Consider the following 26,530-nt stretch of genomic DNA (forward strand, 5'->3'; position numbering starts at 1 on the left):
TTTAAAAGAATAAACAGGAGGTTTTAGATCGTGAAAAAAAGATTATCTCTCTGCTTCATCGGGGCACTGATATTGATGTTGAGTTTCGCTGTGCCAAACATGAAAGCGGCATCTGTCCTTGATGAAGTACGAGAAAGCTATGCGACTTATACGGGATCTGGTTACTCAGGGGGCGCCGCATTATTAGATCCTATTCCATCTGACATGAAAATTACGGCTTTAAATCCCCATGACTATAACTATAAAGGGATAAATGCGGCACTTGCAGGGGCTTACCTTGAAGTAAAGGGTCCAAAAGGAAAAACCGTTGTGTATGTAACCGATAAATATCCAGAAGGAGCAAAAGGAGCTCTTGATCTTTCTCATAATGCCTTTGCCAAAATCGGCAATATGGCAGACGGGAAAATCCCAATTAGTTGGAAAATTATAAAAGCACCGATTAGCGGAAATGTAGCTTACAGAATAAAAGAAGGTAGCAGTGAGTGGTGGGCTGCGATTCAAGTGCGCAATCATAAATATCCGATTATGAAAATGGAATATTACAAAGATGGACAATGGGTGAACATGGAAAAGACAGACTACAACCATTTCCTTGGATTTAATATGGGGTCTACATCTCTTCCTGTTCGAATCACAGATATCCGCGGGGTCATAGTAAAGGATAAATTACCCGCTCTTCCATCTACTGCTGCTTCACAGGCCTATATTGTAAAAGGCAATGTTCAGCTTCCTAATTAACGAGGAAAAGAGGTAGCTTATTTAAGAGCTTCCTCTATCCCAGCGATATGCCTCATTTTCTATTTCTTTTATGATTTCATTCTTTCCTGCCATATAGCTTTGTATATCTTCCGGATACTGATTTGCTAATTGTTCCTTGACAGACGCATACGCTGCAGCTCGTTCTGGGTAGACTCTTAAGTAATCTCGAAACAATAAATGTCTTTTCACATCAGGGTGATTCCTTTCATAAACATGGACATGATGCGTACGATTCAAGCCACCCTTTTGAAAAAAACGTCTCCCTTTTATGCCATTTTCACCGAGCGCTTGGTATCCAAGGTGTTCAAATCTCTCTTTTTTTCTATCGATCTCTTCTATATGGCTTACTTCTATTAATATATCAATAATTGGTTTGGCAACAAGTCCTTCAACTGACGTACTACCAATATGATGTCCTTCTATCCAGCTCTTTTGAATGATTTGCTTGAGTTGCTGCTTTTCTTGACGGAATTCTTCATGCCATTCTTTTTTGAATTCGACAACCTCAACCTTTCGCCTCGGTGTCCATTTCATTTTTGATAAGGTGAGCTCTTTTGCAACTTGAACCACATTTGTTTCAAGAAATCCTAACTTTTCGTATAGCCTTTTTGCAGGGGTGTTTTTTTGCCCTGTGGTCAGTTCTATAGGGACATTTTTCTCCATAATTGTAGACATAAGTCTTGTTCCAATACCCTGCTTTAGCGCTTTTGGATGCACAGCCAATCGACTAATGATCAAATAATCTTTCTGCTCTTCATAAGAGACTACACCTAATAAGATTTCCTTTTGCTCAAAACCAATAAATTGCTCTTTTGCTTTCATTACATCTTGAATGGTCTCTTTTAATGGCGGAAGATCAGCATAGCCAATTTGTTCAGCTTCTTGTTGGTATGCAGCTAGTTGAATATGTAAGATCTTCTTTGCTACATCACTTATTGTTTGATCTAAATTGACAATCATTGCATTGCCTCTAACTTTTTCACAAATAAAACACGATCTTCATTTATTCCATCATAGTCTGAAAACACGGAGATTCCTTCTACAGTTTTATCCCCTTTTTCAATTTGAAAGCCCAATTTTGCATGATAGGCAATCGATACTTTATTTACAGGTGCTGTTACCGCTTTAACGGTTGTTCTTCCTTCCTGTTTTGCCACATCATAAAAGGCTTGATACAGGATTTCCCCTATTTTTAATTTCCGATGGTCTGGATGTACACCTACAAAATGAATGTAGGCTTCATCAGAATGAGATTGCGATAGAAAACCGACTAAAAAGCCGATCAGTTCTCCTTTTTCAATGACGACAAAACTTGTTTGCTGAAAATGTTCAAAAAATAGCTTTGGCAATTTTGCACGCAAAGCTCTGCCTTCCCACCAGCTTTGAATGACGGATGTGACGGCGTAAAAATCTGATGGCTTCACTTGACGTATCATGCTGACCTCGCCCCTTTTCATTTTTAGCTTTACCGCTCTCTCTTTTTTCACAAAAAAGCTATTCTTTCAATATTCTACCGGTCCGATCAATTGTTTGTAAAGATCACGTGTCCGCCTTTTGTCATTTCAGCTTTGTTGGTTCTTCGTGCTTTCAGCCCCCTTCTCCTTTTAAATCTTCACACTTATTTCATAATGTTCACTTTTTGTGCGAAGGTTTCATTCTTTTGTTATGTTAAGATGGTTCATATAGGAAATGTAACAAATGTTTATTGGAGATGATGATATTGGTTTGGATTGTTACTTCGCTTGTTGTGTTTAGTCTGTTAAAGTTGCTTGTCACTTCGCTGCCTTCTGGTGTTGTTGAACGCCTTTTTAGTCGTTATGCGGTGCATGCAAAAGTAACAAGTGATCAAACAAATATGACGTTTCAAGGTCGTCCGCTCGATGATCAGCAAAAATCTGAAATCATTCAACATTTTAATGAAGCGATCTTTATTGAACGCTATTATATTTATCCTGGTGATGAAGAGCGTTTTCTTCATCCGAATGAAGGGCCGGCGCCGCTTACAATGCAAACAAAGCTTGGCAAGCAGGATGTGACCCTTTATTTGTTTCATTATGATGACCACGTGGATGTGGTGCGGCAGTTTACACATAAGCCAAAGAAAAAGCTTACAGCTTATCGTTTGCGTTCTGAACCGCTCCAAACATCCCACAACATGGCACATGCATGAAAACATGCTCATTTTGCATCAGATTAGACGAAGTGTCTTCCACTTCGTCTTTTTTGTATGGATATACACTCTTTTCTTTGAATGATTTACCAGTATGAATTCCGCCTCCTGACGGTTACAATAAGAACATATGTTCTAAGAGGTGAAAACAATGAATGAACGAGCGATTCTGCTTGTGGATATGCAGTCATTTTATGCGTCAGTAGAAAAAGTGGAGGCTCCTCATTTGGAGGATGTGCCGCTCATTGTCTCAGGAGATCCAGAGCGGCGAAGCGGGGTCGTACTTGCAGCCTGCCCTCTCGCCAAGAAACGAGGCGTACAAAATGCATCAAGATTATGGGAAGCACAGGAGAAATGTCCCGAAGCAGTGGTCGTACGTCCACGTATGCAGCGCTATCTTGATGTCTCTGTCATGATGACAGAACTGCTTGAACAATACACAGACCTTGTCGAACCGTATTCAATTGATGAACAGTTTCTTGATATTACAGGCAGTCTTACACTACTCGGCTCTCCGCACGAGATCGCTGAAAATATACAAACCACCATCATGAACCAGACTGGCATTTACGCCCGTATTGGCATCGGTCCTAATAAAGTGCTCGCTAAAATGGCCTGTGACCACTTTGCTAAAAAAAACACATCTGGCATCTATGAACTTCGTGCAGACCGGGTTGCTGCTGATTTATGGCCGCTTCCGATTGGGAAATTATTTGGCGTCGGCAAACGAATGGAGCATCATTTAAAACGAATGGGCATCAGTACCATTGGGACACTTGCTACTTATCCATTAGACCGGCTACAAAAACGCTGGGGAATCAATGGGGAGCTCTTGCAGCGAACAGCTTTAGGGATCGATCCCTCACCGGTCACCGTTCACACACATGATCAGCAAAAAGCCGTTGGGCATCATATGACCCTTCCCCATGATTATGCGTCTTTTGAGGACATCAAAGTCGCCCTTATTGAATTGAGTGAAGAAGTGGCAAGGCGTGCACGTTTTAAGCATTATCTTGGGCAAACGGTGTCTGTCGGCGTGAGAGGCGCTGATTTTTCACATCCGACAGGATTTCATAGACAAATCAAGCTTCATTCACCCACACAGTACGGCACAGATATTGCAGAAGCAGCCATACAGCTATGCCAGCAGCACTGGGATGGTCAGCCCATCCGCAGTGTGGGCATTACTCTCTCACAGCTGCAGTCTGACAGCCAATATCAGCTGACTTTATTTGATCACCATTTTAAGAAAGACAAACTCAGCAAAGTATTCGATGCGATTCATATGAAGTATGGTCCTGCTGCATTACTGCACGCTTCGTCACTCACAAGCGCAGGGCAGGCATATCACCGCGCCGAAAAAATTGGCGGACATTATAAATAACGGAGGCAAACAACTATGAATCCCAATAAATTAACACCTGGATACAACATCATGTGGGAATCGAGCCGAATGATGCTGCCAGAGCACCGGGAGCAGCTTCTTGCTCAAAAACGAAAGAAAAAAGAATATACGCCTCCCCCGCTGAGCACCGATCAGCTAGAGGAAATGAATTTTTTGATCACACAGTCGATTACCGAGGATCAAGCCATTTGCATCACGTATGTCTCCTCAGGTGTGAAAGAGCAGTTTTGGGGCTGGGTCAAAGCCATTCATTATGAAACGCAGCGCATGAAAATCATCAATGATGAAGATGTTCTAAACCTGTCCTTGCAGCAAATTGTTGCCATTGAGCTCGATTGATTGTCGTCAAATGACAGTGCGAATCAGCGGAAAGTCATCCGCTTCCTTTTTCTGAAAAATCAATATCCATCAAGGCCTCAAATGCATCGTCAACAAGAAACACGCTCTCCGAATTTGTGACCAGTTCAAGCTTCTCTGCCATATGGCGGATGTCTCCTCCATCAAATTGTGTATTTAATTTGCACAATTTTTCATGTATGATTGGAACATCTTACAAACTCAAGGGAGAAACAGCATGAAAAATAACTTACGTACTTTACATCCACTTAGTTGGACGATCATCATCGGCACAATATTTGGCCGAATGGCGACGTCCATGAGTATTCCTTTTTTAGCCGTTTATTTGACTCAAGTCAAAGGAGCCTCAGCCTCTTCAGCTGGGTTAATCATTGCTGTTAGCTCTCTTATTGGGATCGTTGCGAGTTTTTACGGAGGCTATATTTCTGACCGAATCGGCAGAAAAAAGGTCATGCTTCTATCCATCTTCGGTTGGGCACTTGTTTTTGTTGGCTTTGCATTTGCAGATGCCATTTGGGTCTTCTTTATCATGAACGCTTTAAATGGGCTGTGCCGTGCACTTTTTGAGCCAACATCTAAGGCGCTCTTATCAGATGTCACCCCGTCAAGCATACGATTATTTGTTTTTAATTTACGGTATACAGCCATTAACATTGGTGTGATCTTCGGCCCGCTGCTCGGCTTATATCTTGGGTCATCGAAAACAACCTTTCCGTTTCTCGTCGCTGCCTTTATTTACTTTTTATACGGATTAATGCTGGCATGGCAATTTCAGAAACATCCAGTTGCTGCTCCAGAAAGCATCAAACAAATCAGCGTCAAAAAAGCCCTTTCTATTATCCAAAAAGATACGGTCTTTAGCATTATCCTCATCGGCGTTACCTTATGTTCGTTTGGCTATTCACATCTAAGCTCAACGCTGCCTCAATATTTATCAGCGTCTCCTGTTATTGAGGATGGCCCTAAGCTGTTTGGATATCTTTTATCCTTAAATGCAGTCGTTGTCATTGTCGTGCAATATCCGCTCATCATGATCGCCAAGCGCTACTCAACCATTTTGTCGTTGACCACTGGGAATATTCTTCTTGCCGGTAGTTTGTTTGCCATTTCTTTTTCACAAAGTCTTGGCATGCTTGCTTTCATCATTGTCGTATTTACGATTGGTGAAGTACTGCTGTTTGCAATGATGGATCTCTTTGTGGACAATATTGCAAAGCCTGAAGTGAAGGGATCGTACTTTGGCGCAATGGGATTTTCTCAGCTTGGCAGCGTCATCGGACCGTGGGCCGGCGGATTGTGTATTGACTATTTTGGCGCAGCGCATCCCCTTTCTATTTTTTCAGTGCTGTCCATTGTCACGATTGCGGGTGTACCGTTCTTACTCATCGGATACTACCGACTGAAAAAACGATCGTCGGCTGACGTGGCTGTTAAAGTAAGTGGAGGTCATTAAAAAAACCGCTCTCATGTGTGAGCGGTTCAGATTGTTGACAAAGGGCTAAAATGATCTTTATTTTAGCCCTTTGTCTTCTTTTCAGCGTGATAGAAAACCTTTGCAGTCTAGGAAGGACGAGTACCGGAGCGGAGCGAATTTGACATTCGTGAGCACCGGCACGCAGGACTGACACCGAATGCGAGGGTTTGTCTACACGCTGAACCGCTCTCATGTGTGAGCGGTTTTCTTTATACCCGGCGGATGGCGATCTCTTCCACCTTATGCTGATCGCCTTTTTTCAAAATCAAATCAGCTCGATATTTTGTCGGCAAAATATTTTCATATAAGTTAGGGCGATTCACTGTATTCCAAATCGTGCTTGCCATCTGATCCGCCTCTTCATCCGTCAAATCTTTGTATTGATGAAAGAAGGATTCAGGGTCTTGGAAGGCTGTTTCCCGCAGCAAACGGAACCGCTCTTTATACCAAGATTGAATTTGGGTTTCAGCGGCATCCACATAAATCGAAAAATCAAAGAAATCTGATACAAACACGCGCGGTTCATCCTTTAGATCTTCAAGTGCTGGTGATTGCAGCACATTGATCCCTTCGATGATCACAATATCTGCATCCTCCACTGTTTCATACACCCCATCAAGCCGGTCATAGGTAAGATGCGAATACACCGGGGCATGCACAGTTTGTTTACCTGATTTCAATTCATTTAAAAAAGAAAGAAGGGCTTTGACATCATAGCTTTCTGGGAAGCCTTTCTTTTCCATCAGCCCTCGATCTTTTAACTCTTTTTGGGGATACAAAAAGCCATCAGTTGTCACAAGACTCACCTTCCGCCCATCTCCAAGCCTTGATAAAAGAGTCTCAATGATACGCGCAGTCGTGCTTTTCCCAACAGCCACACTTCCAGCAATCCCAATTAAAAAGGGGATTTTGGCATGATGTGGGTAGTTTAAAAAAGTATTCACATGCTGGTTTTTTTGTTTTTCTGCAAAGACATGTAATGTCAGAAAACGAATAAGTGGTATGTAAATATCTCGAACTTCTTCAAGCGATAAATAGTCGTTTAACCCTTGAAGCGCTCTTGCTTCCTCTTCTGAAATAGATACCGGCATATATTCCCCAAGAGCTGCCCAGGCCTCTCTCGTATGGCGTGTATATAGTGTATTAAAATCCAGTCGTTCGTCACTCAAAGTCTTTCCCACCAATCTTCACTAAGCTCATAACCAAAAAGACGATAATCCGATTGTAGCCTAAAATGAAGGCGCTGTCTTTATTTTTCAACTAAAGTTTGCTTCTTTTGCGAAAAAAAAGCATTAAAAAAAGGAAAATGAGGGTAAATAAGAGTATTCAGTTTGATAGATAGAAGGGAGCACACCAAATGAAATATGTGATGATTGGCGGAGATGCAGCAGGAATGAGCTGCGCTATGCAAATATATAGAGAGGATCCAGACGCACACATTGTGGCTTTTGAAAAAGGAGAGATTTTCTCATATGGACAGTGCGGACTCCCCTACTTGATCGGCGGTCTCATTGATCATCACAAAAAGCTCATCGCACGCAGCGCTGAAACCTTTCGCGACAAATATGGAATTGACGCCAGATGCTTACACGAAGTGACATCCATTGACCCAGAGCAAAAAACGGTGTCGGGCATTCACACCAAAACAAAAGAACCATTTACAGAAACGTATGACAGGCTGTTAATTGCGACAGGAGCAAGCCCCGTTGCACTGGATCTAGATAGCCATCCATTAGAAGGCGTACACGTATTAAAAACAATCCCACATGCGCTGTCCATTTTAGACCATTTAAAAAAAGACGTCACACATATCACCATCATCGGCGGAGGATATATCGGCTTAGAAATGGCAGAAAATTTAAAAGCGCTAGGAAAAGACGTTCACATCATTCAACGAGGGGCAACACTTGGTCCAGGCTTTGACCCCGATATGGCAAAATATCTTAAAGAAGAAGCAGACGATCAAGGCATTCACGTGGTGCTTGGAGAAACAGTGCAGAAATTAGAGGGCAGGACACATGTAACAGCTGTTCAAACAGACAAACAGACCATTGCAACGGATATGGTCATCATCGCCATTGGTGTCACTCCGCAAACAGCCTTTTTAGACGGCATAGGGATCAATCGTCTTCAAAATGGAGCAATTGCGGTGAATGAATACATGCAGACCAATGTAAAAGACATCTATGCTGCCGGGGATTGCGCAGCGACCTATCACCGCATAAAAAAAGCACTGGATTATATTCCGCTCGGCACGACAGCGAATAAACAAGGAAGAATCGCAGGCTTTCATATGACAGGGACACACCGGGCGTTTCAAGGCGTGACCGGAACAGCGGTGATGAAATTTATGGACGTGACAGCGGGACGAACGGGCTTATCAGAAAAAGAAGCAAAAGAAGCGGGCATCCCTTTCTCCACCATCACCATTGACAGTACTGATCACGCTGGATACTACCCAGATGCGCAGAAAATGAAAGTAAAACTGGTTTACAGAAGCGATGACCACACCTTGCTTGGTGCCCAAATCATCGGCAGAAACGGTGTAGATAAACGAATCGATGTCATGGCAGCTGCCCTTTACCAAGAGCTGACCATGACAGACCTTGAAGATTTAGATATTAGCTATGCACCGCCTATTAACAGTGTATGGGATCCACTTCAGCAAGCTGCAAGGCGAACATAAAAAAAGATGTGAATACAATGTACATTCAACAAATTGCCACCATTGAAATTCCTGTTACAAATATCCGTCGGGCCATCTCTTGGTATGAAAAGCTATTAGATATGACAGTCATACATCATTCAGAAGAAGCGGCCATGCTCACCTTTACTCATGGCAAGGGTCCTTCCTTTTATCTTGTCAAAACAGAAAGCGAGAAACGAATCTACTTTATGAACTCTTTTACAGGGGTTCGACATAGTATGATTGATCTGTTTGTGAAGGATTTAAAAAAGTTCCATCAGTATCTCATCTAGCATGAAGTGATAGTATCGGATATTCAACTATTAGCTGAGCCAGACTTAGGTGGTTTTAGCTTCGAGGATGTTGATGGCAATGTCTTTGGCGTCACCAATATTAAGCCCCATCAAACAGAAAAAGAAACCAGTTGATGACCGGTTTCTTTTTTGAGTTATTTTTTCATCATCGCTTTGCGTGCTGCTTTTTCAAATAAAAACGGGAATAATTGATACAATTTACTCCCAGCGTTCATCCAGCCTGGTAAATTAATTTCTCTTTTTTTCGTCATCATAGCTGATACGACCTTCCCTGCCACTTTGTCTGCACTAAGCATCATAAAATCAACGTTCTTCACATATTCACCGCTGCGATCTGCGATGGTAAAGAAGTCTGTAGCAATCGGTCCCGGGTTCACTGTCGTGACGTGAATGCCGCAGTCTGCCAGCTCCATTCTGAGGCTGTTTGAAAATCCAAGGACGGCGTGCTTTGATGCTGAATAAATCGCTGATTTGGGGGTGGCAATTTTACCTGCCTGAGACGCGATATTGATAATATGCCCCTGCCCTCTTTGTTTCATCTCTGGGATGACCTTTTTCGTGCAGGCAATTAAGCCAAACACATTCACCTCAAACATCGACACCATTTCCTCAATGGACGCATCTTCTACGAGATCGAATACACCAAAGCCGGCATTGTTGACCAAAATATCAACGGCACCTACTTCTTGATACGCTCGATCAATGTCCTCAAGCTGGCTGACATCAAGCTGAGCGATGTGACACACCCCGCCAGCGCTCATGATCTGTTCTTTCACACCTGTAAGCTTCTCGATTCGTCTTGCTGAAATGATGATTTCTGCGCCTTCTTCTGCTGCCAAGTACGCCATTTTCTCACCAAGGCCGCCAGATGCGCCTGTAATCCATATTCTCTTTCCTGTTAATCGCCCCATGCGTTTCACTCCTTAGTTTGCTCGGTAATAGAGGATTCCGTCTTTTTGCACTTCTTCAATTTGTTCAGCCGCTAAGAGTACATCCAGCTGTCCGACTGTCTCAGACATGGTTAAAAATAAAGCCTCTTCATACAGTACTGGAAACAGCGTGCGGCAAAGATGAAAGGCGGTCATTTCTTTTCGTTTGAGCAGCTGATACATGGTATTTGCCCGCCTTTCTTGTTTCTTAAATCGTTCTTCGATCAATTCGAGATGGGATGTAATCAGCTGACCGTGTCCTGGATAGATGGTCTTGATTGGCAAACGCAATAATCGATTGAGGGATGTTTTATACTGAAGCAGCGATTTTTGACGTTCCTTGCCTTCATTCGGCGCTTCCATTAGCGGGTTTGAGGAAATGGTCGTCAGCAGCAGGTCACCGCCAATGAAATTCCCTGTTGTTTCATCTAGAAAGGAAAGATGCGACTGTGCATGTCCTGGGGTTTCCATCACAAAGAAGTGTTCATGCCCCTTCAAACGATCGCCTTCTTTTATGACATCATCAACATGTGCTGTACAAGAATATGTATAAGATTGCTTCACGATTCTTTCACACTCATCTTGACGAAGCGGTACACCTAACTGCTGAAAAAAACGATCCATAAAGTCAATTTGGCGCTGCTTAAATGCTGAATCCTGACTAATATAGCGCTCATTTAACTGGTGTCCGATCACACGGACATGAGGTTTCATCAGATTTAAAAGACCGACATGATCTGCATGATGATGGGTCAAAACCACTTGATCAATATCGTCTATCGATAAATGATGTTCCTTTAATTGCATGACAAAGGCATGCTCCGCCTCCTGTGTCATCGGCCCGCAATCCACTAAGGTCACGGCATCTCCTTTTAATACATATGCATGCACATCCCCAACGGCAAACGGTGTAGGGATGGATAATTGAATGATTTCTTCTTTCACTTTTATACGTCATCTCCTGCTTTTTGACTCATGGATGATCACAACTCAACCTTCTTTATTCATTGTATCTTGCAAAGGGCAGACTGTCATGCGGTTTGGATGGTCAATTTTTTATCTGCCCCTATTGACACAAACTTGTCCATCGTTGCATAATGAACAACAAATATAAGATGCGCGATGACAAGGATTAGTAGGCAAAATAATGATGCAAGAGAGTGAGGTCCGCCGGCTGTAAGACTTCACCATCCTCTTATTTGCTGAACCTGCCCTTTGAGCTGTTAGGCAAACCTAAACGTTTCCCGCGTTAAGGGACTAGAGCTGAGTATGCATGTTTGCATGCTAATTGAGGGTGGTACCGCGAAAAACCTTTCGTCCTTTTCAGGCGAGAGGTTTTTTTATTTTCTACAAGGGGGAGCAGCTTATGAGTAAAATTGGATTTATCGGTGCAGGCTCGATGGCGGAGTCTATGATTAAAGGTTTATTAAAAAGTGGTATCATGTCAAATGAAGATATCATTGTCACAAATAAAACAAACGAAAAACGATTAAACGAATTAAAGGTGCGTTATGGGATCAAAACGGATTTCTCTCGTTCCTTTATTTATGAAGAAGCGGATATTTTGGTATTTGCTTTAAAACCGAAAGATGCGGAAAGCGGGATTTGTGAGGTACGCCCTTACTTAAATGGACAGCTGATCATTTCTATTTTAGCGGGTATCTCCATTGAAACAATTCAACACTATGCTGGCGGGAAAACTGCGGTGGTTCGCGCGATGCCCAATACATCAGCGGCGATTCAGCAATCAGCAACAGGCATTGCGGTAAGTGATGAAGTCACTGAGGAGCAAAAGAAAAAGGCGGTCGAGCTGTTTGAAACGATCGGTCATGTGACGGTATTAGACGAATCACAGCTAAATGCTGTCACAGCCATCGCAGGCAGCGGTCCTGCCTTCATTTATCATTTGATTGAAGGAATGGAGCGAGGCGCTTCTGAACTTGGTATGGACCAAGCAACAGCAAAATTGCTCATTTGCCAAATGATTGCAGGCGCTGCCAATATGCTTCAAAATAGCGAAAAGGAACCTGCTGAACTGCGCAAAGAAATCACAAGCGAAGGCGGAACGACCGAAGCCGGACTGAACACACTTGCTTCCTATCAATTTGAAGAAGCGATTGTCGATTGTGTGAAAACAGCGACAAAACGTGCCGCAGAATTAAACGACATGTTTTCAGCAAACACCTATAAAAGATAAAGAAAAGCCCTATCATCGCGATAGAGCTTTCACTTAATTCTTTTCTAATAAAGCATGAATCGTTGATTCTAGTAATGACGGCAATATACCGAAAGAGAACGGGACATGCAGCCGTTCTGTCCATTTGTGCGGGTCTTTTCCTAATGGACCAACGTTGATGACCGGAACGTAAAGAGCCTCCTTTTCTCCTTGTGGTAATGAATAACCTTTTTGGTAAAGCGGCATGTTGGTCGTGTAATCGCCTACATTCTGTTTTTCGAGCTGCAAGTAGCTTAAATCAGACAATCCGGGGAAATATTTCACTTCCTCTACTTCAAGCCTATAGACCTCCTTTGCCTTCCTTTGAATCTTCTTTAAGGCTGTCTGGATATGCGGCTCATCCGTTGAGGACACAGAAGGGTAAAATGGCGGACTATAAAACAGAACAATCAGCGGTCCCTCTTCCTTACAAAGCGTCGTCAGCTCTGATACGATTTTTGTTGAAAAGTCGCGATCTCCAAGCTCACCTCGGTTCGCGAATGCATAGTTGACAATTCGCTCGACCTCCTGCGTACCTGATCGTTCAGCGGCTTTTTGATACAGCTCTTGATACGTGAGAACCGTGATGCTCGTGTCAATCGGGGTGAAATGTTTAAAGCGCTGAAATTCAGCTGTTTTCTGTCTAAGATTGGCCTCGATTTGGACTGCTGCTTGTTTCGCAGTGTCGTAGAGAAGCCCGTGCAGCTCTTCACTTGAGCGTTTCATCATGAGCACGTTAAATAGAGAAACAGCCGTGTGAGGCGTTTGAACGGAATAGGCTTCTTTTAAGTCCTTTTGCATCAAATTGGTCGGAGGAGGTGTCACTTCACCATCTACTTCCTCACAATAATCACTATTCAGCTCTAACAACCGGTTTAATTCAGATACCATAAAATTTGCATTTAAGCCTGAGAATGGCTCTCCTACATGCGTTTCAATCCCTTTGCAAAAAAATCCGGCAAGCACCTTCCCTATACTGCCTGTATAGATATATTGGTGCGTATCACCTGGATACTTTTCAAACATCGGCTCACTATTTAAACACGCGGTATAATCAAGGTCATACTCCTCCTTGAGCTCTTTTAGCTTAGGGACAGCCTCCAGCATTCCCTGTGAATTCACCTCTTCATCCGGGACTGTGACGAGCAGGACATTTCCTTCAAAGCTATCTGTCATCGCTCTTTCCAGCATAGAAAGCTGCACGGCGAGACCTGCTTTCATATCCATGGCACCTCTTCCAAACAGCCAGTCGCCTGAAGCAAGGTCCTCTCTTGCCCTCTTTGGAAGAAGCGCACTTTTTTGCGAAAAGGAGGCCATCAGCTCTTCTGGCTTACATGCCATGTTTTGAAATTCTCCGTAATCCTCTGTATCGACTACATCAAAATGACTAAGAAGCAAAACGGTACGTGGCAGCATGCTGCGCTTCACTAGAGCCGTTAAAAAATACCGGCCATCTTTCATCGGATGCAAAGCCAAATGATCAGGGTTCTGCTCAAAATAAGGCCGCTCCTTCAGCAAGTAATATAAATATTCCGCTAACGCTACTTCTCCTGTTGTACCAGATATGCTTTCATACTGCATCAGAGCTGTGAGCAGCTCTTTTAGTTCACTCTCTGTTTGCCATTTCATCCGTTTTCCCCCTTTGTTGTCTCTTTCCCTCTATTATACAAAAACGTATATAAAAGCTATATTCTTTGAGCACCTTTTATGACGAAAGTTTGAATGGCTGTTATAATCGGCTATACAATTCAATGAGGAGGCGAAGGTATTTGGAAACAAAACTCTTTTCACCTTGGACATTAAAAGGTGTTACGCTCAAAAACCGCATCGTGATGTCCCCGATGTGTATGTATTCATCCTATGACCGCGATGGGAAATTACAGCCTTTCCACTTTGCACATTATATTTCCCGCGCGCAAGGTCAGGCTGGGCTGATCATGGTTGAGGCGAGCGCTGTTTCCCCTGAGGGAAGAATTAGTGATCAAGACCTCGGGATTTGGAGTGATGAGCACATTGAAGGATTTGCCTCATTAAACGAACAAATCAAAGCATACGGAACAAAAACAGCCATCCAGCTCGCCCATGCAGGACGTAAAGCTGAACTAGACGGTGACATCCTTGCACCATCCAGCATTCCGTTTGATGAACGGTCTAAAACACCTGTAGAGATGTCTGTCGATCAAATCAAAGACACCGTTCAGGCGTTTCAAGATGCGGCTGTCCGGGCAAAAAAAGCTGGCTTTGACATTATTGAGATTCATGGTGCTCATGGCTATTTAATTAACGAATTTCTTTCACCGCTTGCGAATCAACGAACAGATGAGTATGGTGGTTCACCAGAAAACCGTTATCGCTTTTTAAGAGAAGTCGTTGATGCCGTCAATGACGTATGGGATGGACCTTTATTTATCCGTGTATCCGCTTCTGATTACACGACAAAAGGGCTTGATATTGCTGATTATATTGGCATTGCCACATGGCTGAAAGAACAAGGTGTCGACTTAATCGATGTCAGCTCAGGCGCTGTCGTGCAGGCCAAAATCAAAATATTCCCCGGCTACCAAGTGACGTTCGCAGAGAAAATAAAAGAAGGTGCCGGCATTCAAACAGGAGCTGTCGGTTTGATCACATCTGGTGTACAGGCAGAAGAAATTTTGCAAAACCATCGTGCTGACTTGATCTTTATCGGCAGAGAATTTTTACGGGATCCTTATTTCCCAAAAACAGCTGCCAAAGAGCTTCGAACATCCATTGAAGCCCCGCGTCAATACGATCGCGCTTGGTAAGGTATCTAGGAAAAAGGTGTCTATTTTTTGAAATAGGCTTCTTTTTTGTTTTTAAGAGAAACATCTTTGCCTTTTGTGCCGTCTTTTAGCTAAAGAACGACTTAGAGGAGATGGAAGAATGAACTCGGTAATGATTGAAAGAACTTATCATATAGATGGACATCACTTTAATACGAAGCATCGTCAAGGCAAAAGGCAAGCGACCATTATCTTTGAAGCAGGCTACGGAATTTCTGGCGATACATGGACAAATATGGCCCGTGATATTGACCCAGAACTTGGGGTTTTCTTATACGACCGTTTAGGAAATGGAAACAGCAGTGAAAGCCATGAAGGAAGAACCCTGCATGACCTCGCAGATGATTTAGATGCGCTCTTAAAACAAGCCAATATTCAGCCGCCCTTTCTCATTGTGGCTCACTCATTCGGTTCTCTAATCAGCCGGTTATGGGCAAGCCGCAGAAGAGAAGATGTCATCGGCATGGTGCTGTTAGACCCAGCAAGTGAGGAGCAAGAGCAGATCATTCTGCCGCTTTTATCAAAGGAAGAACGTGCTTCCTATATGGCGCAATTCACAGCAGAATGTACGCATGAGGACTTTCAGCAAATGCTGAACACGATCAAAGAGGAACAAACACATTATGGGATGATGCCGCTTCTTGTCATTTCATCAGGCAAAAGCCGGTTGTTTCATCCAGCGCATGAAGCTTGGCTTAGGCTTCATAAACGAATGCTGACTTTATCCTCACAAAGCGGATGGATTCAGGCGCAGAACAGCTCGCACTATATTCATCACGATGAACCGCACATTGTGCAGCTTGCAATCTATGATGTATGGTGCGCGGCCAAACAACCCGTCTCCTATTATCAAACAGCCAATTAAAAATGAAAACTCCTTGACCGGTCATGAGTCAAGGAGTTTCTTTGATTTATGCCGTTGGGGCAGATTGACTTTTTTCAGAAAGCAGCTTTTCAATACTGACAAGCTGAACACATAACGTAAAGATATCAATCGCTTGCTCAAGTTCTTCAAGTGCTGGGAACGTTGGCGCAATGCGAATGTTACGATCAAGCGGGTCTTTTCCATATGGATATGTCGCCCCTGCACCTGTCAGTGTGACACCTGCTTCTTTCGCTTTTTGCACAACAGCTTTTGCACAATGATCGAGTGTATTTAAACTAATGAAATATCCGCCATTTGGCTTGTGCCATTCAGCGATGCCTTTCTCGCCAAGCTTTTCGTCAAGGATAGAAAGAACGAGGTCAAACTTCGGCTTAATGATCGCAGCATGTTTTTTCATATGTTCCTTCAAGCCTTCTGGATTCTGAAAGAAACGAAGGTGTCTTAATTGATTGATTTTATCTGGTCCGATGGTTTGTACTGATAATTGCTTTTGAGTGAAGCTCACATTGTCTTGACTAGACGCCATCAGTGCAACACCTGAGCCTGGGAATGTAATTTTAGAAGTAGACGCAAACATAAACACACGGTTTGGATGTCCTGCTTCCTCTACTGCTTGAAAAATATCTTTTAATGTATCAGGTGTATCTGTTAGGTGGTGGACTGCATAGGCATCATCCCAAAAGATACGGAAGTCGTCTGCTTTTGTTTTCATTGAAGCAAGGCGGTCAACGACCTCATCCGAATACGTAATACCGTCTGGGTTGCTATATTTCGGTACACACCAAATGCCCTTAATGGCTTCATCTTCTGCGACCAATTTTTCCACCTGATCCATGTCAGGTCCATCAGCCTTCATATCTACCGTGATCATCTCTATGTTAAATAGCTCACAAATGGCAAAATGACGGTCATACCCTGGACTTGGTGCAAGGAATTTTACCTTTGGCAGTTCTCCCCAAGGTGTTTTACTGCCATATACGCCGTGAGTCATGGCACGGGCAATCGTATCATGCATCATATTCAGGCTGGAATTACCGCCAATGATGATTTGTGCTGGCTTCAGATTGAGCACATCTGCAAAAAATTTTTTCGTTTCAGGAAGGCCTGTCAAGCCGCCATAGTTTCGCACATCTGTGCCATCCTCAGCTGTCATCACATCCCTTGATGTCACAACATCGAGCATGCCCATAGACAAATCAAGCTGTTTTGGCGAAGGCTTACCTCTAGACATGTCTAAGTGTAAGTTTTTACTTTTGTACGTTTCATACTCATTTTGTAGTGCCAAATAAAGGTCATTCAATTCTGCTTCACTTAACGCTGTAAAACCGCTCATCTTTGATTGTGCCTCCCGTATTCTTCATAGTTTGATATGTCATTTGTTTTTTCTTCACCATTTTACCACTACCTGAAAAAGAGCGTCATCATAAATATCAAAAAAATCACACAACTATTTTTAACGATTCATCCAATTTTTACAGGGTGCGGTCAATAGTAAAAGAAGAGAAATCATGTGCAGCTTCTGTCAGCGGGAATATATCGCGGGCTTCTTTCAACAGTTGTTTCAGTGCCTCTTCTCCTTGGTACCGTGCACTAATATGGGTCAAAATTAGTCTTTTTGCGCCTGCTTCCTGCGCTGTTTTCGCTGCCTGTTCTGTCGTGCTGTGATAATAATTGTAGGCTAATTCTGCATCTTCTTTACCGAATGTTGCTTCATGGACTAACACATCCGCATTCTTGGCAAGCCTTGTTATATTCTCGCACAAACGAGTATCTCCTGAAAATGCAACAATCCTCCCTTTTTTAGGGGGTTCCAAATAATCGGTTCCGTCAATGATTCTGCCATCTTCAAGTGTAATGGTTTCCCCGTTTTTTAACTTCTGATACAAAGGTCCAGGTTTTACTCCGATTTCTTTTAGGTCTTCGGCTTTTAATGCACCAGGTACATCTTTTTCTACAACCCGATAACCGTAAGCTGGGATACCGTGCGACACCCGTCTTGCTTCTACTTGGAAGGTATCATCCTCAAATACGACTCCTTCATCTATTTCTATGATATGCAGCGGATATGTCAAATGCGTTTGTGTAGCTGAAAGTGCCGCGCTCACAAAGGCTTTGATGCCCTTTGGACCATAGATCGTCAATTCATCCTCTCCGCCTTGAAAGGACCTGCTGCCAAGCAGTCCTGGGAGACCATATACATGATCACCGTGCATATGCGTGATAAATATTTTCTCAATCTTTCTCGGTTTAATCGTTGTATGTAATATTTGATGCTGCGTCGCTTCCCCGCAATCAAAAAGCCACACTGCTTTTCTCTCTTCTAAGAGCTTTAGCGCTGTGCAAGTGACGTTTCTTGTTTTTGCAGGAATGCCTGCACCTGTTCCTAAAAAGAGCAGTTCCATTACTTTTTCCTCCTACAGCCGGTATACAATATCTTCATTCATATAGAATACATGAAGACAAGGTAAATGTGAATTCAGCGGAATTTTTGAAAAAAGTCAAACTAGAGCAGAAAAGTCGAATCAAATGTTTGCTTTACGAACAATGAACCTTTAAAATAAAGAAAATGTACATACATTCTCGGTTTTTACTACAATGCTACGAATAAAGTGAGGTACTTTTCGTGAATACAGAAACTAACAATCCAAAAGCAGTCATTGTCATTTTTGGCGCAACAGGAGATCTTGCCAAACGCAAGCTCTACCCTTCTATACATAGACTTTATCATAGCGGAAAGCTTGGAGATCAATTCGCCGTTGTAGGTGTCGGGCGCCGCCCGTGGTCTCATGAGGACCTCAGAGCTGTGGTAAAAGAATCTGTCTCTTCTGATGATGCAGAAGCGAAAGCAGAGGAATTCATTTCTCATTTCTATTATCATGATTTTGACGTATCAAGCCCTGCTTCCTATCAGGCACTCAACACTCTTCTTTCCGGTCTTGAAGATACGTACAGTATCCCAAATAACCGTATGTTCTATTTAGCCATGGCACCGGAATTCTTCGGAACAATTGCCAAGTTCCTAAAAAGTGAAGGCGTATCAAAAACAACCGGCTGGTCACGTCTTGTCATCGAAAAACCATTTGGACATGACCTGCCAAGTGCCAAAACGTTAAATGAAGAAATTCGTGATGCATTTACAGAAGATCAAATTTATCGTATTGACCACTATCTCGGTAAACAAATGGTTCAAAACATTGAGGTCATCCGTTTTGCGAATGCGATCTTCGAACCTCTTTGGACAAACCGCTATATTTCAAACATCCAAATTACATCGAGTGAATCTTTAGGTGTAGAAGACCGGGCTAGATATTACGAAAGTTCTGGTGCACTAAGAGACATGGTTCAAAACCATATGCTTCAGATGGTCGCACTTTTAGCAATGGAGCCTCCAATTAAGCTGAATACAGAGGAAATCCGAAGCGAAAAACGGAAAGCATTGCGTGCTCTTCGTCCTTTCTCTAAAGATGAGGTCGATCAATTCTTTGTCCGCGGGCAGTATGATGCTGGTACGATGGATGGCAGCATGGTTCCTTCCTATCTTGAAGAGCAAAATGTTGACCCGAACTCTAATACGGAAACATTCGTTGCAGGGAAGCTGCTGATCGATAACTTTAGATGGGCTGGCGTGCCATTTTACATTCGTACAGGAAAACGCTTAGAAAAGAAATCCACTCAAATCGTGGTTCAATTTAAAGACATTCCAATGAACCTGTACTATGGAAACGGGAATTCTATGCATCCAAACTTACTCGTTATTCATATTCAGCCAGATGAAGGCATTACCCTTCACCTGAACGCTCGTAAGCTTGATGGCGGAACGTATGCGAAACCAATTAAGCTCGACTACCAAACGAACTATAATGACATCATGAATACACCAGAAGCATACGAAAAGCTGATTCATGACTGCTTATTGGGCGATGCAACAAACTTCGCTCACTGGGATGAAGTGGCACTTTCTTGGAACTTTGTTGATCCAATTTCTGAGAAATGGGCAGAAAATAAAACCTTAAAACCAAATTACCCTGCTGGTTCTATGGGACCGAAAGAAGCGGATCAGCTTCTAGAGAAAGACGGGTACCATTGGTGGAATATATAAAAACGATACGAAAAAAGAGCAGTCTCCCTAAGGGTTCTGCTCTTTTTTTATCGTCCTGTTTTCGTAATTTCAACAGTTGAAAAGTCAAATTTATCATAGCGATGATGGCTAAAGGAGTATTCAAAAGGCCGGCCTGTGTTTAAATAAGCAACCTGCTCGACTTCAAGCACCGGATCACTTGGATCACAGCCTAAATACTGCTGATCAAGCTGATCTGATTTTGCCGCCCTTATTTTCTTGTGCGCTCCTGCCACTTTCAAATGAAGTTTCTTTGATATGTAGTCATAGATAGAACCCAGCAGAACCTCTTCATCTATTCCCTTAATCACATTTACAGGCATAAAGGTTTTTTCTAATACATAAGGTTCTTCATCCACAAGGCGGAGCCGGATGATGTCATAAACGGGTGTGCTTGAGTCAATCGATAGGTGGGCTGCCACCTCTTCACTTGGGAAATGCACATCAAAGCGAATGATTTGGCTCGTCACGTTTTTATCTGCCATGACTTTCGTGAATCCTTTATTTTCATGGCCTGAGACGTTGATTGCACCTTGATTTAGCGCTGCCTTCACAATAAATGTGCCGTGACCTCTTTTTCTAAAGAGCAGACCTTCTGCCACGAGAAGATCGAGCGCACGCTTCATCGTCATTCTGCTACATTGAAATTCAGCGGCAAGCGAGTTTTCATCTGGAATGGGTTGATCTTCTGGATAATATGCTGTTCCTATTCGTTTTCTGATTTCTTCTGAAATGAGTTCGTACTTTTTCATCTCACACCACCAACTGACTGTTTTTTCATACCATATTATAGCGCTTTCTTTATGGCGTTTTTTAGCCTTCCTCTCATTCTACACTAAGCCTAGTGAGCTTAAAAGGTTCCAGCGATTTTTGTTTGATTCTCTGCACTGTGACATAAGAAAAATACTTGCCCTTTTCAAGAAAAGAGCAAGTCAGCGTGTAGACAAACCCTCGCATTCGTTGTCAGTCCTGCGTGCCGGTGCTCACGAATGTCAAATTCGCTCTGCTCCGGTACTCGTCCTTCCTAGACTTCAAGGGTTTTCATATCACGCTGAAAAGAAGACAAAGGGCTAAAATAAAGATCATTTTAGCCCTTTGTCAACAATCTGAAGTATCTTGATTAAAAACCGTTATTCTCTGAAACAGATTGAAACCAGTATCCGCTTTTCTTAATGGTTCGCTTCCCGTCTTCTTGAAGGTCAACTGAGACAAATCCATAACGATTCTTATACGCATTCGACCATGACCAGTTATCCATAAACGTCCACAGGTGATAGCCTTTCACATTGCTTCCTTCTTGAATGGCTTGATGGACCCATTTGAGATGCTCAGAAATAAAGTCAATGCGGTAATCGTCATGAATCATGCCTTCCTCATCCTTAAATCGCTCTTCTCCTTCGACACCCATCCCATTTTCAGAAATAAAGCATTCAATATTATCATAGTCTGTTTGGACTTTTTTCAATATATCGTAAATGCCCTTTTCATAGATTTCCCAGCCTCGATATACATTCATTTTTCTTCCTGGCATATCAAAAGAATCAAAATAATGGTCTGGCATAAATGGTGCATGAGGATGCGGCATATGCTCCTTTGCTTTCACTCTTCTTGGCTGATAATAGTTGATACCGAGAAGATCAATCGTATTCTCTTGAATGAGCGCGAGGTCTCCCTCCTCCATACGAGGCATAAAACCTTCTTTCTTTAACACTTCTACTAGTTTTTCAGGGAAGTGTCCTTTGACCGCAGGGTCTAGGAAGGATCGGTTAAAGAAAGCGTCAGCCATCTCAGCTGCTTCTACATCCCGAGGATTCTGGCTTCGCGGATACGAAGGGGTGAGATTCAGGATGATGCCGATTTTCCCGTCCTGCTGCATCTCTTTATAAGCCGCAATTGCCTTAGCGTTTGATAAAATTTCATGAAAACCGACTTGCACTGCCTTTTGGAAATCGACTTCGTTTGGATAATGAAAGCTATACATATATCCGCCCTCTACAGGAACAATCGGTTCGTTATGGGTAAACCATTTTTTCACCCGGTCACCAAATAACTGAAAGCACAATGCCGCATAGCTGACATAATCGTCTACCACCTGTCTGTTCACCCATCCGCCCTTCTCCTGCAGCGCCATTGGCATATCAAAATGGTACAGGTTCACAAACGGCTCGATATCATGTGCAATGAGTTCATTGATCACATCATTGTAAAAAGCCACAGCTTCCTCATTGACCGCTCCTTTTCCTTCAGGTAAAAGGCGTGACCATGAAATTGATAGCCGAAACGAATTGTGCCCAATTTCTTTCATAAGGCGGATATCCTCTTTATACTTTCGGTAAAATTGAGATGTCACGTTCGGCCCTACACCATTAAAAAAACGTGTCGGCTCTTTTTCAAACCAGTGATCCCAAATGTTCGGTCCCTTTCCATCTCCCGGACTACTACCTTCTGTTTGCGTAGCAGAGGCAGAAGATCCCCACCAGAAACCTTCTGGGAATGTATATGATTGCCTGTTAGTTTCCATCGACATGTATTGAGTCTCCTTCGCCTTTGATATTTGCTGCCTTTGTTTTTTCTGTTGTTGTTATTTTTTCATTTTTCACATTCATACGGTCAATAAATTTCAGGAACGGGAACCAAATGACAAACACAATCATTAAATTAAACAGCTGAAGCAGACCGCCTGCTAATGAATTTGTTGCCATGATCCCGCTAATAAAGATCGGCACCGTCCATGGAATATTCACGCCTGTCGGCGGCGGTACAATGCCTGCGGCCATCGCAAAATAAGAAATACATGTAATGACCATTGGCGCCAAAATCCACGGAATCAGAATAAGCGGATTCATCACAATTGGTAAACCGAAGATAATCGGTTCATTGACGTTAAATAATCCTGGTCCTAAGCCGAGCTTTGCCACTTGTTTTAATTGCTTACTTTTCAGGAAAATTAAAATCGTAAACACAACAGCCAGCGTCATACCGGTTCCACCCATTCCAACGGTATATATTTCGATAAACTGTTTGCTGATGATGTTAGGAACCTCACCTGTTTTTGTATAGCTTTCAAGGTTTTGAATGGACAACGTATTCCAAATCGGGTCCATGACAGAGTTAATAATAATTTGGCCGTGCAATCCAAAAAACCAAAGAATTTGTATAAAGAAAACGGCGATCAGCGTCGGAATGATACCGCTTCCAAGACCAACAAGCGGGGCCTGAATTGCATGATAAATCAGATCATGCATGTTTGTATGAAAGCCTTGTGTAATGATGATATTGATCAGCAAAAAGGCTGTTAATGTAAGGGTAGCCGGAATCAGTGCAGCAAAAGACTTTGAAACAGCTGGCGGAACCCCTTGAGGCATATTGATGACGAATTTCTTTTGCACAAAATAACGATAAATCTCAGCTGATAAAAAGCCTGTAATCATTCCAAGGAACATACCCTTTGCACCTAAGCGGTCGACTGGGATCACTCCTGCAATGGAAGCAGCGCCCTCTTGTTCTAGTAAAAATGGCGTCAGTAGTAAAAACGATGCTAAAGCGATGACACCGCCAAATACAGCTTCCACTTCATAGCTTTTCGATAAATAGTAGCCAATCCCAAATACAACAAACACACTCATAATGCTGATGGTCGCACTTGGCGCGATATTCAGTGCAGACTGAAACCCTTCCAGTGCTGTTTGACTCATGATTTTATCTAAAAATGGCAAATTCATTAACACAACCATAATGGATCCAAAGATGGTGAGCGGGAACGCAAGCATAAAGGCATCCCGTAATACGCCTAAATAGCGGTTGTTGTTCAATCTCCCAGCAATCGGAACCAAAATGGCACTTATTTTATCAAACATTGGTTTCCCCCCTTGTTTACACCCTTTATTGTTTTAGAGATTGGAATATCGGCAGGAGCTCTCCCACAAGCTCCTTGATGGTAATGGTCGACATTAAGTGATCTTCAGCGTGCATGAGCAGTAAGGAGAATGATGTGGTCTCCCCGCTTGCCTCTTGCTGCACGAGCTGAAAATGGATTTCATGTGCATTCCGCAAATCTTCTTCAGCTTCTTTCATGAGGTCAAACGCTTCTTCTTCTTGACCTTCTCGAAATTGTTTAAGAGATTGAAGTAATTTGCTTCGTGCATTGCCGCTGTGTAAGATCAATTGAAAACTAACTTGTTCCTCGGTGAGTCCTTCGAGCGTTTTCTTTTCCATCCTTTAAGATTCCCCCATCAATGCAACCGCTTGTTCATACGCTTTTTGTCCATCTGCAAGCCCATAGGCCTGCATATCAATGACCTCTACCTCAATCCCATATTTTTTTGCTTCTTTTTGAAGGTCGCCTTTTAAAAAGCTCATTTGCGGTCCAATTAACACCACATCCGCATTCGCCATTTCTTTTCTCGCTTGATCTTGCCCGACTGCCCAAATCTCTGCTTCGTCCCCAATCGAATCGGCATAGGCTTTCATCTTCGTGACTAGTAAACTCGTAGACATTCCTGAACTGCATGCTAATAAAATACGTTTCATTTCTCTCACCCCATTGTTGTAATAAAAGCGCTTCCAAATAATATTATATATTTTTATTTTTAAATGTCTAGACATTTCAGTTTATTTGTCTGTATTTTATAAAAAAAAGAGCATATCTATGTATACTCTTTTCAGATGATTGACAAAGGGCAAAATGATCTTTGCTTTAGCTCTTTGTCTTTCTCCTTATCCTTTTCCTGCTTGGAACCCAGGGTACTTTGTCATGCCGCCGTCTACATATAACGTCACTCCTGTGACATAGCTTGCCTCTTTTGACGCAAGCCAGACGGCGCATGCTGCCACTTCCTCAGGCTTTCCGATATAGCCGATTGGAATCAGTTCAATGACGCCTTTTTTCAATGCTGGATCATCAAATTTCTCGGCATTAATTGGGGTATCAATCGCTCCTGGTGCAATGCTGTTTACGCGAATTTTTTTAGGGGCATATTCTAGTGCCAGCGTTTCTGTCAGAAGCTTGGCACCTCCTTTACTTGCTGCATAATGGACGAAATGAGGCCATGGGATTTGCTGATGAACCGACGACATATTAATGATTGAGCCTTCTATTCCATGATCCGTCATATACTTCAGTGCATCACGGCAGCCTAGAAACATGCCTGTTAAATTGGTGGACATCACTTTGTTCCAATTATCTAACGTCATTTCTGTGGAAGGAACTTCATTTTCTATTCCTGCATTATTGATCATAACATCAAGACTGCCGTACGTATCAACGGCTTTATCGATCATCGCTCGCATATCTTCTTCCTTTGATACATCTCCCTTGATTTTGACAGCCTGTCCGCCATTTTTTTGAATGTCCGCAATGGTGTCATCCGGATTTTCTTTATCGGAGAAGTAATTGATCACCACATTGGCTTTTTCTTGTCCAAATCGGCGCGCCATCGCTTGACCGATCCCTGTACCTGCTCCAGTGATCAGTACTGTTTTTCCTTCTAAATCTGGATACATTCGTTTAACCTCCTATTTTGTAAAGCCTAATAGCACGCCGCCTGCAATGATCATCAAGCAGCCTGCAATCACAAAGCTTGTTTTAGATGCTTTCTCTTTTAATAAGTAAATGCCGCCCAATGTTGAGATGACAATCCCTGTCTGTGACATCGAAAAGCTCACGGCTACGCCAATTAGCGGAATGGCTAAAAGAAGCCCTAGATTTCCTGTCGACCAAACAAGCCCTGCAATGATATTTCTGAACGTATATTTGCTAAACGGATCTTGCTTTAGACTAATGGCCAAGGATGAAAGCAGCATGCCGACGGATTGCGGGACGAGGGCAGACCATCCATCAATATCAAACCATCTTAAAATGACGACATATCCGACGTAGCCAACGGTTGAAATGAGTAGAATGATGATCCCTTTTTTAAAATTGCCTCTGCCATTCCCGCCATTCTTTTTTTGACCGAGTGATGTCATCACAACGCCTGCAATGATCAGTAAAATGGCACAAGAACCAATAAGTATGACCGTCATCGTTTGCCATTCTTTGAAGACCATGACGCCAAATAATGTTGTGCTCACAAGCTGCATGCCCGTTGATAAAGGAACTGCCTTAGACACTCCGAGAAAGGCGACACTTGAGAGCTGATTCATTTGGCCAATACTCCAAAAAATCCCTGAAATGACTGAAACCGCAAAAATAAGCGGTGTGAGCACGGGCATTTTGATCAAAAAGGCGCCAATTGAAAATAAAAAGGCGCCAAGGGTAATGCCAAGTGTTTGCTGGTACGCATTACCGCCAAGTTTAACACTGATGAGAACAATACTTCCCCAAAATATCGCTGGGAGAAGTGCATATAAAATGCCCACCTCTATCCCTACTTTCATTCTTTTTTACATAGCATCCCTCTTTTTCGCATTTTT

26 protein-coding genes and 1 other annotated feature are annotated in these 26,530 nt (G+C 42.8%); of the genes, 11 read left to right on the forward strand and 15 right to left on the reverse strand.

The features are described from left to right. Positions 1 to 30 precede the first annotated feature (30 nt). Positions 31 to 738, forward strand: coding sequence for an expansin EXLX1 family cellulose-binding protein (locus tag ACSLGF_RS02405; RefSeq protein WP_456002170.1), 708 nt, complete (start codon positions 31 to 33; stop codon positions 736 to 738). Between the two features lie 21 nt (positions 739 to 759). On the opposite strand, the gene ACSLGF_RS02410 is transcribed toward ACSLGF_RS02405, so the two are convergent. Further along, the gene (locus tag ACSLGF_RS02410) at positions 760 to 1,719 is read right to left on the reverse strand and encodes a GNAT family N-acetyltransferase (RefSeq protein WP_456002173.1); all 960 of its coding nucleotides are present in this window, start codon (positions 1,717 to 1,719) and stop codon (positions 760 to 762) included. Beyond that, positions 1,716 to 2,195 carry a GNAT family N-acetyltransferase gene (locus tag ACSLGF_RS02415; RefSeq protein WP_456002176.1) on the reverse strand — a complete coding sequence of 160 codons (480 nt, stop codon included), beginning with the start codon at positions 2,193 to 2,195 and terminating at the stop codon, positions 1,716 to 1,718. Before ACSLGF_RS02415 ends, ACSLGF_RS02410 begins: the two co-directional genes overlap by 4 nt. Before the next feature lie 284 nt (positions 2,196 to 2,479). Between ACSLGF_RS02415 and ACSLGF_RS02420 the strand changes: the two genes are divergently transcribed. From ACSLGF_RS02420 to ACSLGF_RS02435, 4 genes are all read left to right on the forward strand, one after another. Next, a complete protein-coding gene (locus tag ACSLGF_RS02420; RefSeq protein ID WP_456002179.1) occupies positions 2,480 to 2,929 on the forward strand; it encodes a YfmQ family protein in 450 nt (149 codons plus the stop codon). A gap of 151 nt (positions 2,930 to 3,080) precedes the next feature. Continuing rightward, positions 3,081 to 4,313, forward strand: a complete 1,233-nt coding sequence (locus ACSLGF_RS02425; protein ID WP_456002182.1) for a DNA polymerase IV — start codon at positions 3,081 to 3,083, stop codon at positions 4,311 to 4,313. A 15-nt stretch (positions 4,314 to 4,328) separates the two neighbouring features. Next, on the forward strand, positions 4,329 to 4,673 hold the full coding sequence (locus tag ACSLGF_RS02430) for a YolD-like family protein (RefSeq protein ID WP_456002185.1): 345 nt from the start codon (positions 4,329 to 4,331) through the stop codon (positions 4,671 to 4,673). A 235-nt stretch (positions 4,674 to 4,908) separates the two neighbouring features. Then, entirely contained in the window at positions 4,909 to 6,144 is a 1,236-nt protein-coding gene (locus ACSLGF_RS02435) for an MDR family MFS transporter (RefSeq protein WP_456002188.1), read from the forward strand. 230 nt (positions 6,145 to 6,374) lie between these two features. On the opposite strand, the gene coaA is transcribed toward ACSLGF_RS02435, so the two are convergent. Beyond that, positions 6,375 to 7,334: a type I pantothenate kinase gene (coaA, locus tag ACSLGF_RS02440; protein WP_456002191.1), complete on the reverse strand. Its 960-nt coding sequence runs from the start codon at positions 7,332 to 7,334 to the stop codon at positions 6,375 to 6,377. Positions 7,335 to 7,522: 188 nt separating this feature from the next. Here coaA and ACSLGF_RS02445 point away from each other — a divergent pair, with 188 nt between their 5' ends. Together ACSLGF_RS02445 and ACSLGF_RS02450 are read left to right on the forward strand one after the other, a co-directional pair. Beyond that, positions 7,523 to 8,851 carry a CoA-disulfide reductase gene (locus tag ACSLGF_RS02445; protein ID WP_456002194.1) on the forward strand — a complete coding sequence of 443 codons (1,329 nt, stop codon included), beginning with the start codon at positions 7,523 to 7,525 and terminating at the stop codon, positions 8,849 to 8,851. 17 nt (positions 8,852 to 8,868) lie between these two features. Continuing rightward, entirely contained in the window at positions 8,869 to 9,144 is a 276-nt protein-coding gene (locus tag ACSLGF_RS02450; RefSeq protein WP_456002197.1) for a VOC family protein, read from the forward strand. A 155-nt stretch (positions 9,145 to 9,299) separates the two neighbouring features. Here the strand turns inward: ACSLGF_RS02450 and ACSLGF_RS02455 are convergent, their stop codons facing one another. Both ACSLGF_RS02455 and ACSLGF_RS02460 read right to left on the reverse strand, forming a co-directional pair. Beyond that, positions 9,300 to 10,076, reverse strand: a complete 777-nt coding sequence (locus tag ACSLGF_RS02455) for an SDR family NAD(P)-dependent oxidoreductase (protein WP_456002200.1) — start codon at positions 10,074 to 10,076, stop codon at positions 9,300 to 9,302. 12 nt (positions 10,077 to 10,088) lie between these two features. Then, entirely contained in the window at positions 10,089 to 11,039 is a 951-nt protein-coding gene (locus ACSLGF_RS02460) for an MBL fold metallo-hydrolase (RefSeq protein ID WP_456002203.1), read from the reverse strand. Between the two features lie 168 nt (positions 11,040 to 11,207). Then, positions 11,208 to 11,419, forward strand: a binding site (T-box leader). A 41-nt stretch (positions 11,420 to 11,460) separates the two neighbouring features. Between ACSLGF_RS02460 and proC the strand changes: the two genes are divergently transcribed. Further along, positions 11,461 to 12,291, forward strand: coding sequence for a pyrroline-5-carboxylate reductase (proC, locus tag ACSLGF_RS02465; protein ID WP_456002206.1), 831 nt, complete (start codon positions 11,461 to 11,463; stop codon positions 12,289 to 12,291). Positions 12,292 to 12,324: 33 nt separating this feature from the next. Here the strand turns inward: proC and ACSLGF_RS02470 are convergent, their stop codons facing one another. Beyond that, positions 12,325 to 13,938, reverse strand: coding sequence for a M20/M25/M40 family metallo-hydrolase (locus ACSLGF_RS02470; protein WP_099726730.1), 1,614 nt, complete (start codon positions 13,936 to 13,938; stop codon positions 12,325 to 12,327). A 140-nt stretch (positions 13,939 to 14,078) separates the two neighbouring features. On the opposite strand from ACSLGF_RS02470, the gene namA reads away from it, so the two are divergent. Both namA and ACSLGF_RS02480 read left to right on the forward strand, forming a co-directional pair. Further along, complete coding sequence (namA, locus tag ACSLGF_RS02475; RefSeq protein ID WP_456002209.1) at positions 14,079 to 15,095, forward strand: NADPH dehydrogenase NamA; 1,017 nt, start codon at positions 14,079 to 14,081, stop codon at positions 15,093 to 15,095. 118 nt (positions 15,096 to 15,213) lie between these two features. After that, on the forward strand, positions 15,214 to 15,978 hold the full coding sequence (locus ACSLGF_RS02480) for an alpha/beta fold hydrolase (protein WP_456002212.1): 765 nt from the start codon (positions 15,214 to 15,216) through the stop codon (positions 15,976 to 15,978). A gap of 46 nt (positions 15,979 to 16,024) precedes the next feature. Here ACSLGF_RS02480 and ACSLGF_RS02485 read toward each other — a convergent pair whose 3' ends face one another. Further along, positions 16,025 to 17,332, reverse strand: coding sequence for an aminotransferase class I/II-fold pyridoxal phosphate-dependent enzyme (locus ACSLGF_RS02485; protein WP_456002215.1), 1,308 nt, complete (start codon positions 17,330 to 17,332; stop codon positions 16,025 to 16,027). A 139-nt stretch (positions 17,333 to 17,471) separates the two neighbouring features. Further along, positions 17,472 to 18,401: a ribonuclease Z gene (rnz, locus tag ACSLGF_RS02490; protein WP_456002218.1), complete on the reverse strand. Its 930-nt coding sequence runs from the start codon at positions 18,399 to 18,401 to the stop codon at positions 17,472 to 17,474. A gap of 221 nt (positions 18,402 to 18,622) precedes the next feature. Between rnz and zwf the strand changes: the two genes are divergently transcribed. Next, positions 18,623 to 20,098: a glucose-6-phosphate dehydrogenase gene (gene zwf / locus ACSLGF_RS02495; protein ID WP_456002221.1), complete on the forward strand. Its 1,476-nt coding sequence runs from the start codon at positions 18,623 to 18,625 to the stop codon at positions 20,096 to 20,098. Positions 20,099 to 20,145: 47 nt separating this feature from the next. Here the strand turns inward: zwf and ACSLGF_RS02500 are convergent, their stop codons facing one another. The 7 genes from ACSLGF_RS02500 to ACSLGF_RS02530 all read right to left on the reverse strand — a co-directional run bounded on the left by ACSLGF_RS02500 (position 20,146) and on the right by ACSLGF_RS02530 (position 26,476). Further along, a complete protein-coding gene (locus ACSLGF_RS02500; protein WP_099726724.1) occupies positions 20,146 to 20,868 on the reverse strand; it encodes a GntR family transcriptional regulator in 723 nt (240 codons plus the stop codon). Positions 20,869 to 21,236: 368 nt separating this feature from the next. Beyond that, positions 21,237 to 22,643: a glycoside hydrolase family 1 protein gene (locus ACSLGF_RS02505; RefSeq protein WP_456002224.1), complete on the reverse strand. Its 1,407-nt coding sequence runs from the start codon at positions 22,641 to 22,643 to the stop codon at positions 21,237 to 21,239. After that, positions 22,627 to 23,973, reverse strand: coding sequence for a PTS cellobiose transporter subunit IIC (gene celB / locus ACSLGF_RS02510; RefSeq protein ID WP_456002227.1), 1,347 nt, complete (start codon positions 23,971 to 23,973; stop codon positions 22,627 to 22,629). The genes ACSLGF_RS02505 and celB overlap by 17 nt, the downstream gene beginning before the upstream one ends. A 25-nt stretch (positions 23,974 to 23,998) precedes the next feature. Next, on the reverse strand, positions 23,999 to 24,331 hold the full coding sequence (locus ACSLGF_RS02515) for a PTS lactose/cellobiose transporter subunit IIA (RefSeq protein ID WP_456002230.1): 333 nt from the start codon (positions 24,329 to 24,331) through the stop codon (positions 23,999 to 24,001). Positions 24,332 to 24,334: 3 nt separating this feature from the next. Continuing rightward, positions 24,335 to 24,646, reverse strand: coding sequence for a PTS sugar transporter subunit IIB (locus tag ACSLGF_RS02520; RefSeq protein ID WP_456002233.1), 312 nt, complete (start codon positions 24,644 to 24,646; stop codon positions 24,335 to 24,337). 186 nt (positions 24,647 to 24,832) lie between these two features. After that, a complete protein-coding gene (locus tag ACSLGF_RS02525) occupies positions 24,833 to 25,618 on the reverse strand; it encodes an SDR family oxidoreductase (protein ID WP_456002236.1) in 786 nt (261 codons plus the stop codon). A 12-nt stretch (positions 25,619 to 25,630) separates the two neighbouring features. Beyond that, positions 25,631 to 26,476, reverse strand: coding sequence for a GRP family sugar transporter (locus tag ACSLGF_RS02530; RefSeq protein ID WP_456002239.1), 846 nt, complete (start codon positions 26,474 to 26,476; stop codon positions 25,631 to 25,633). Positions 26,477 to 26,530: the final 54 nt, after the last annotated feature.

The organism is Bacillus sp. A015, from assembly GCF_053851875.1.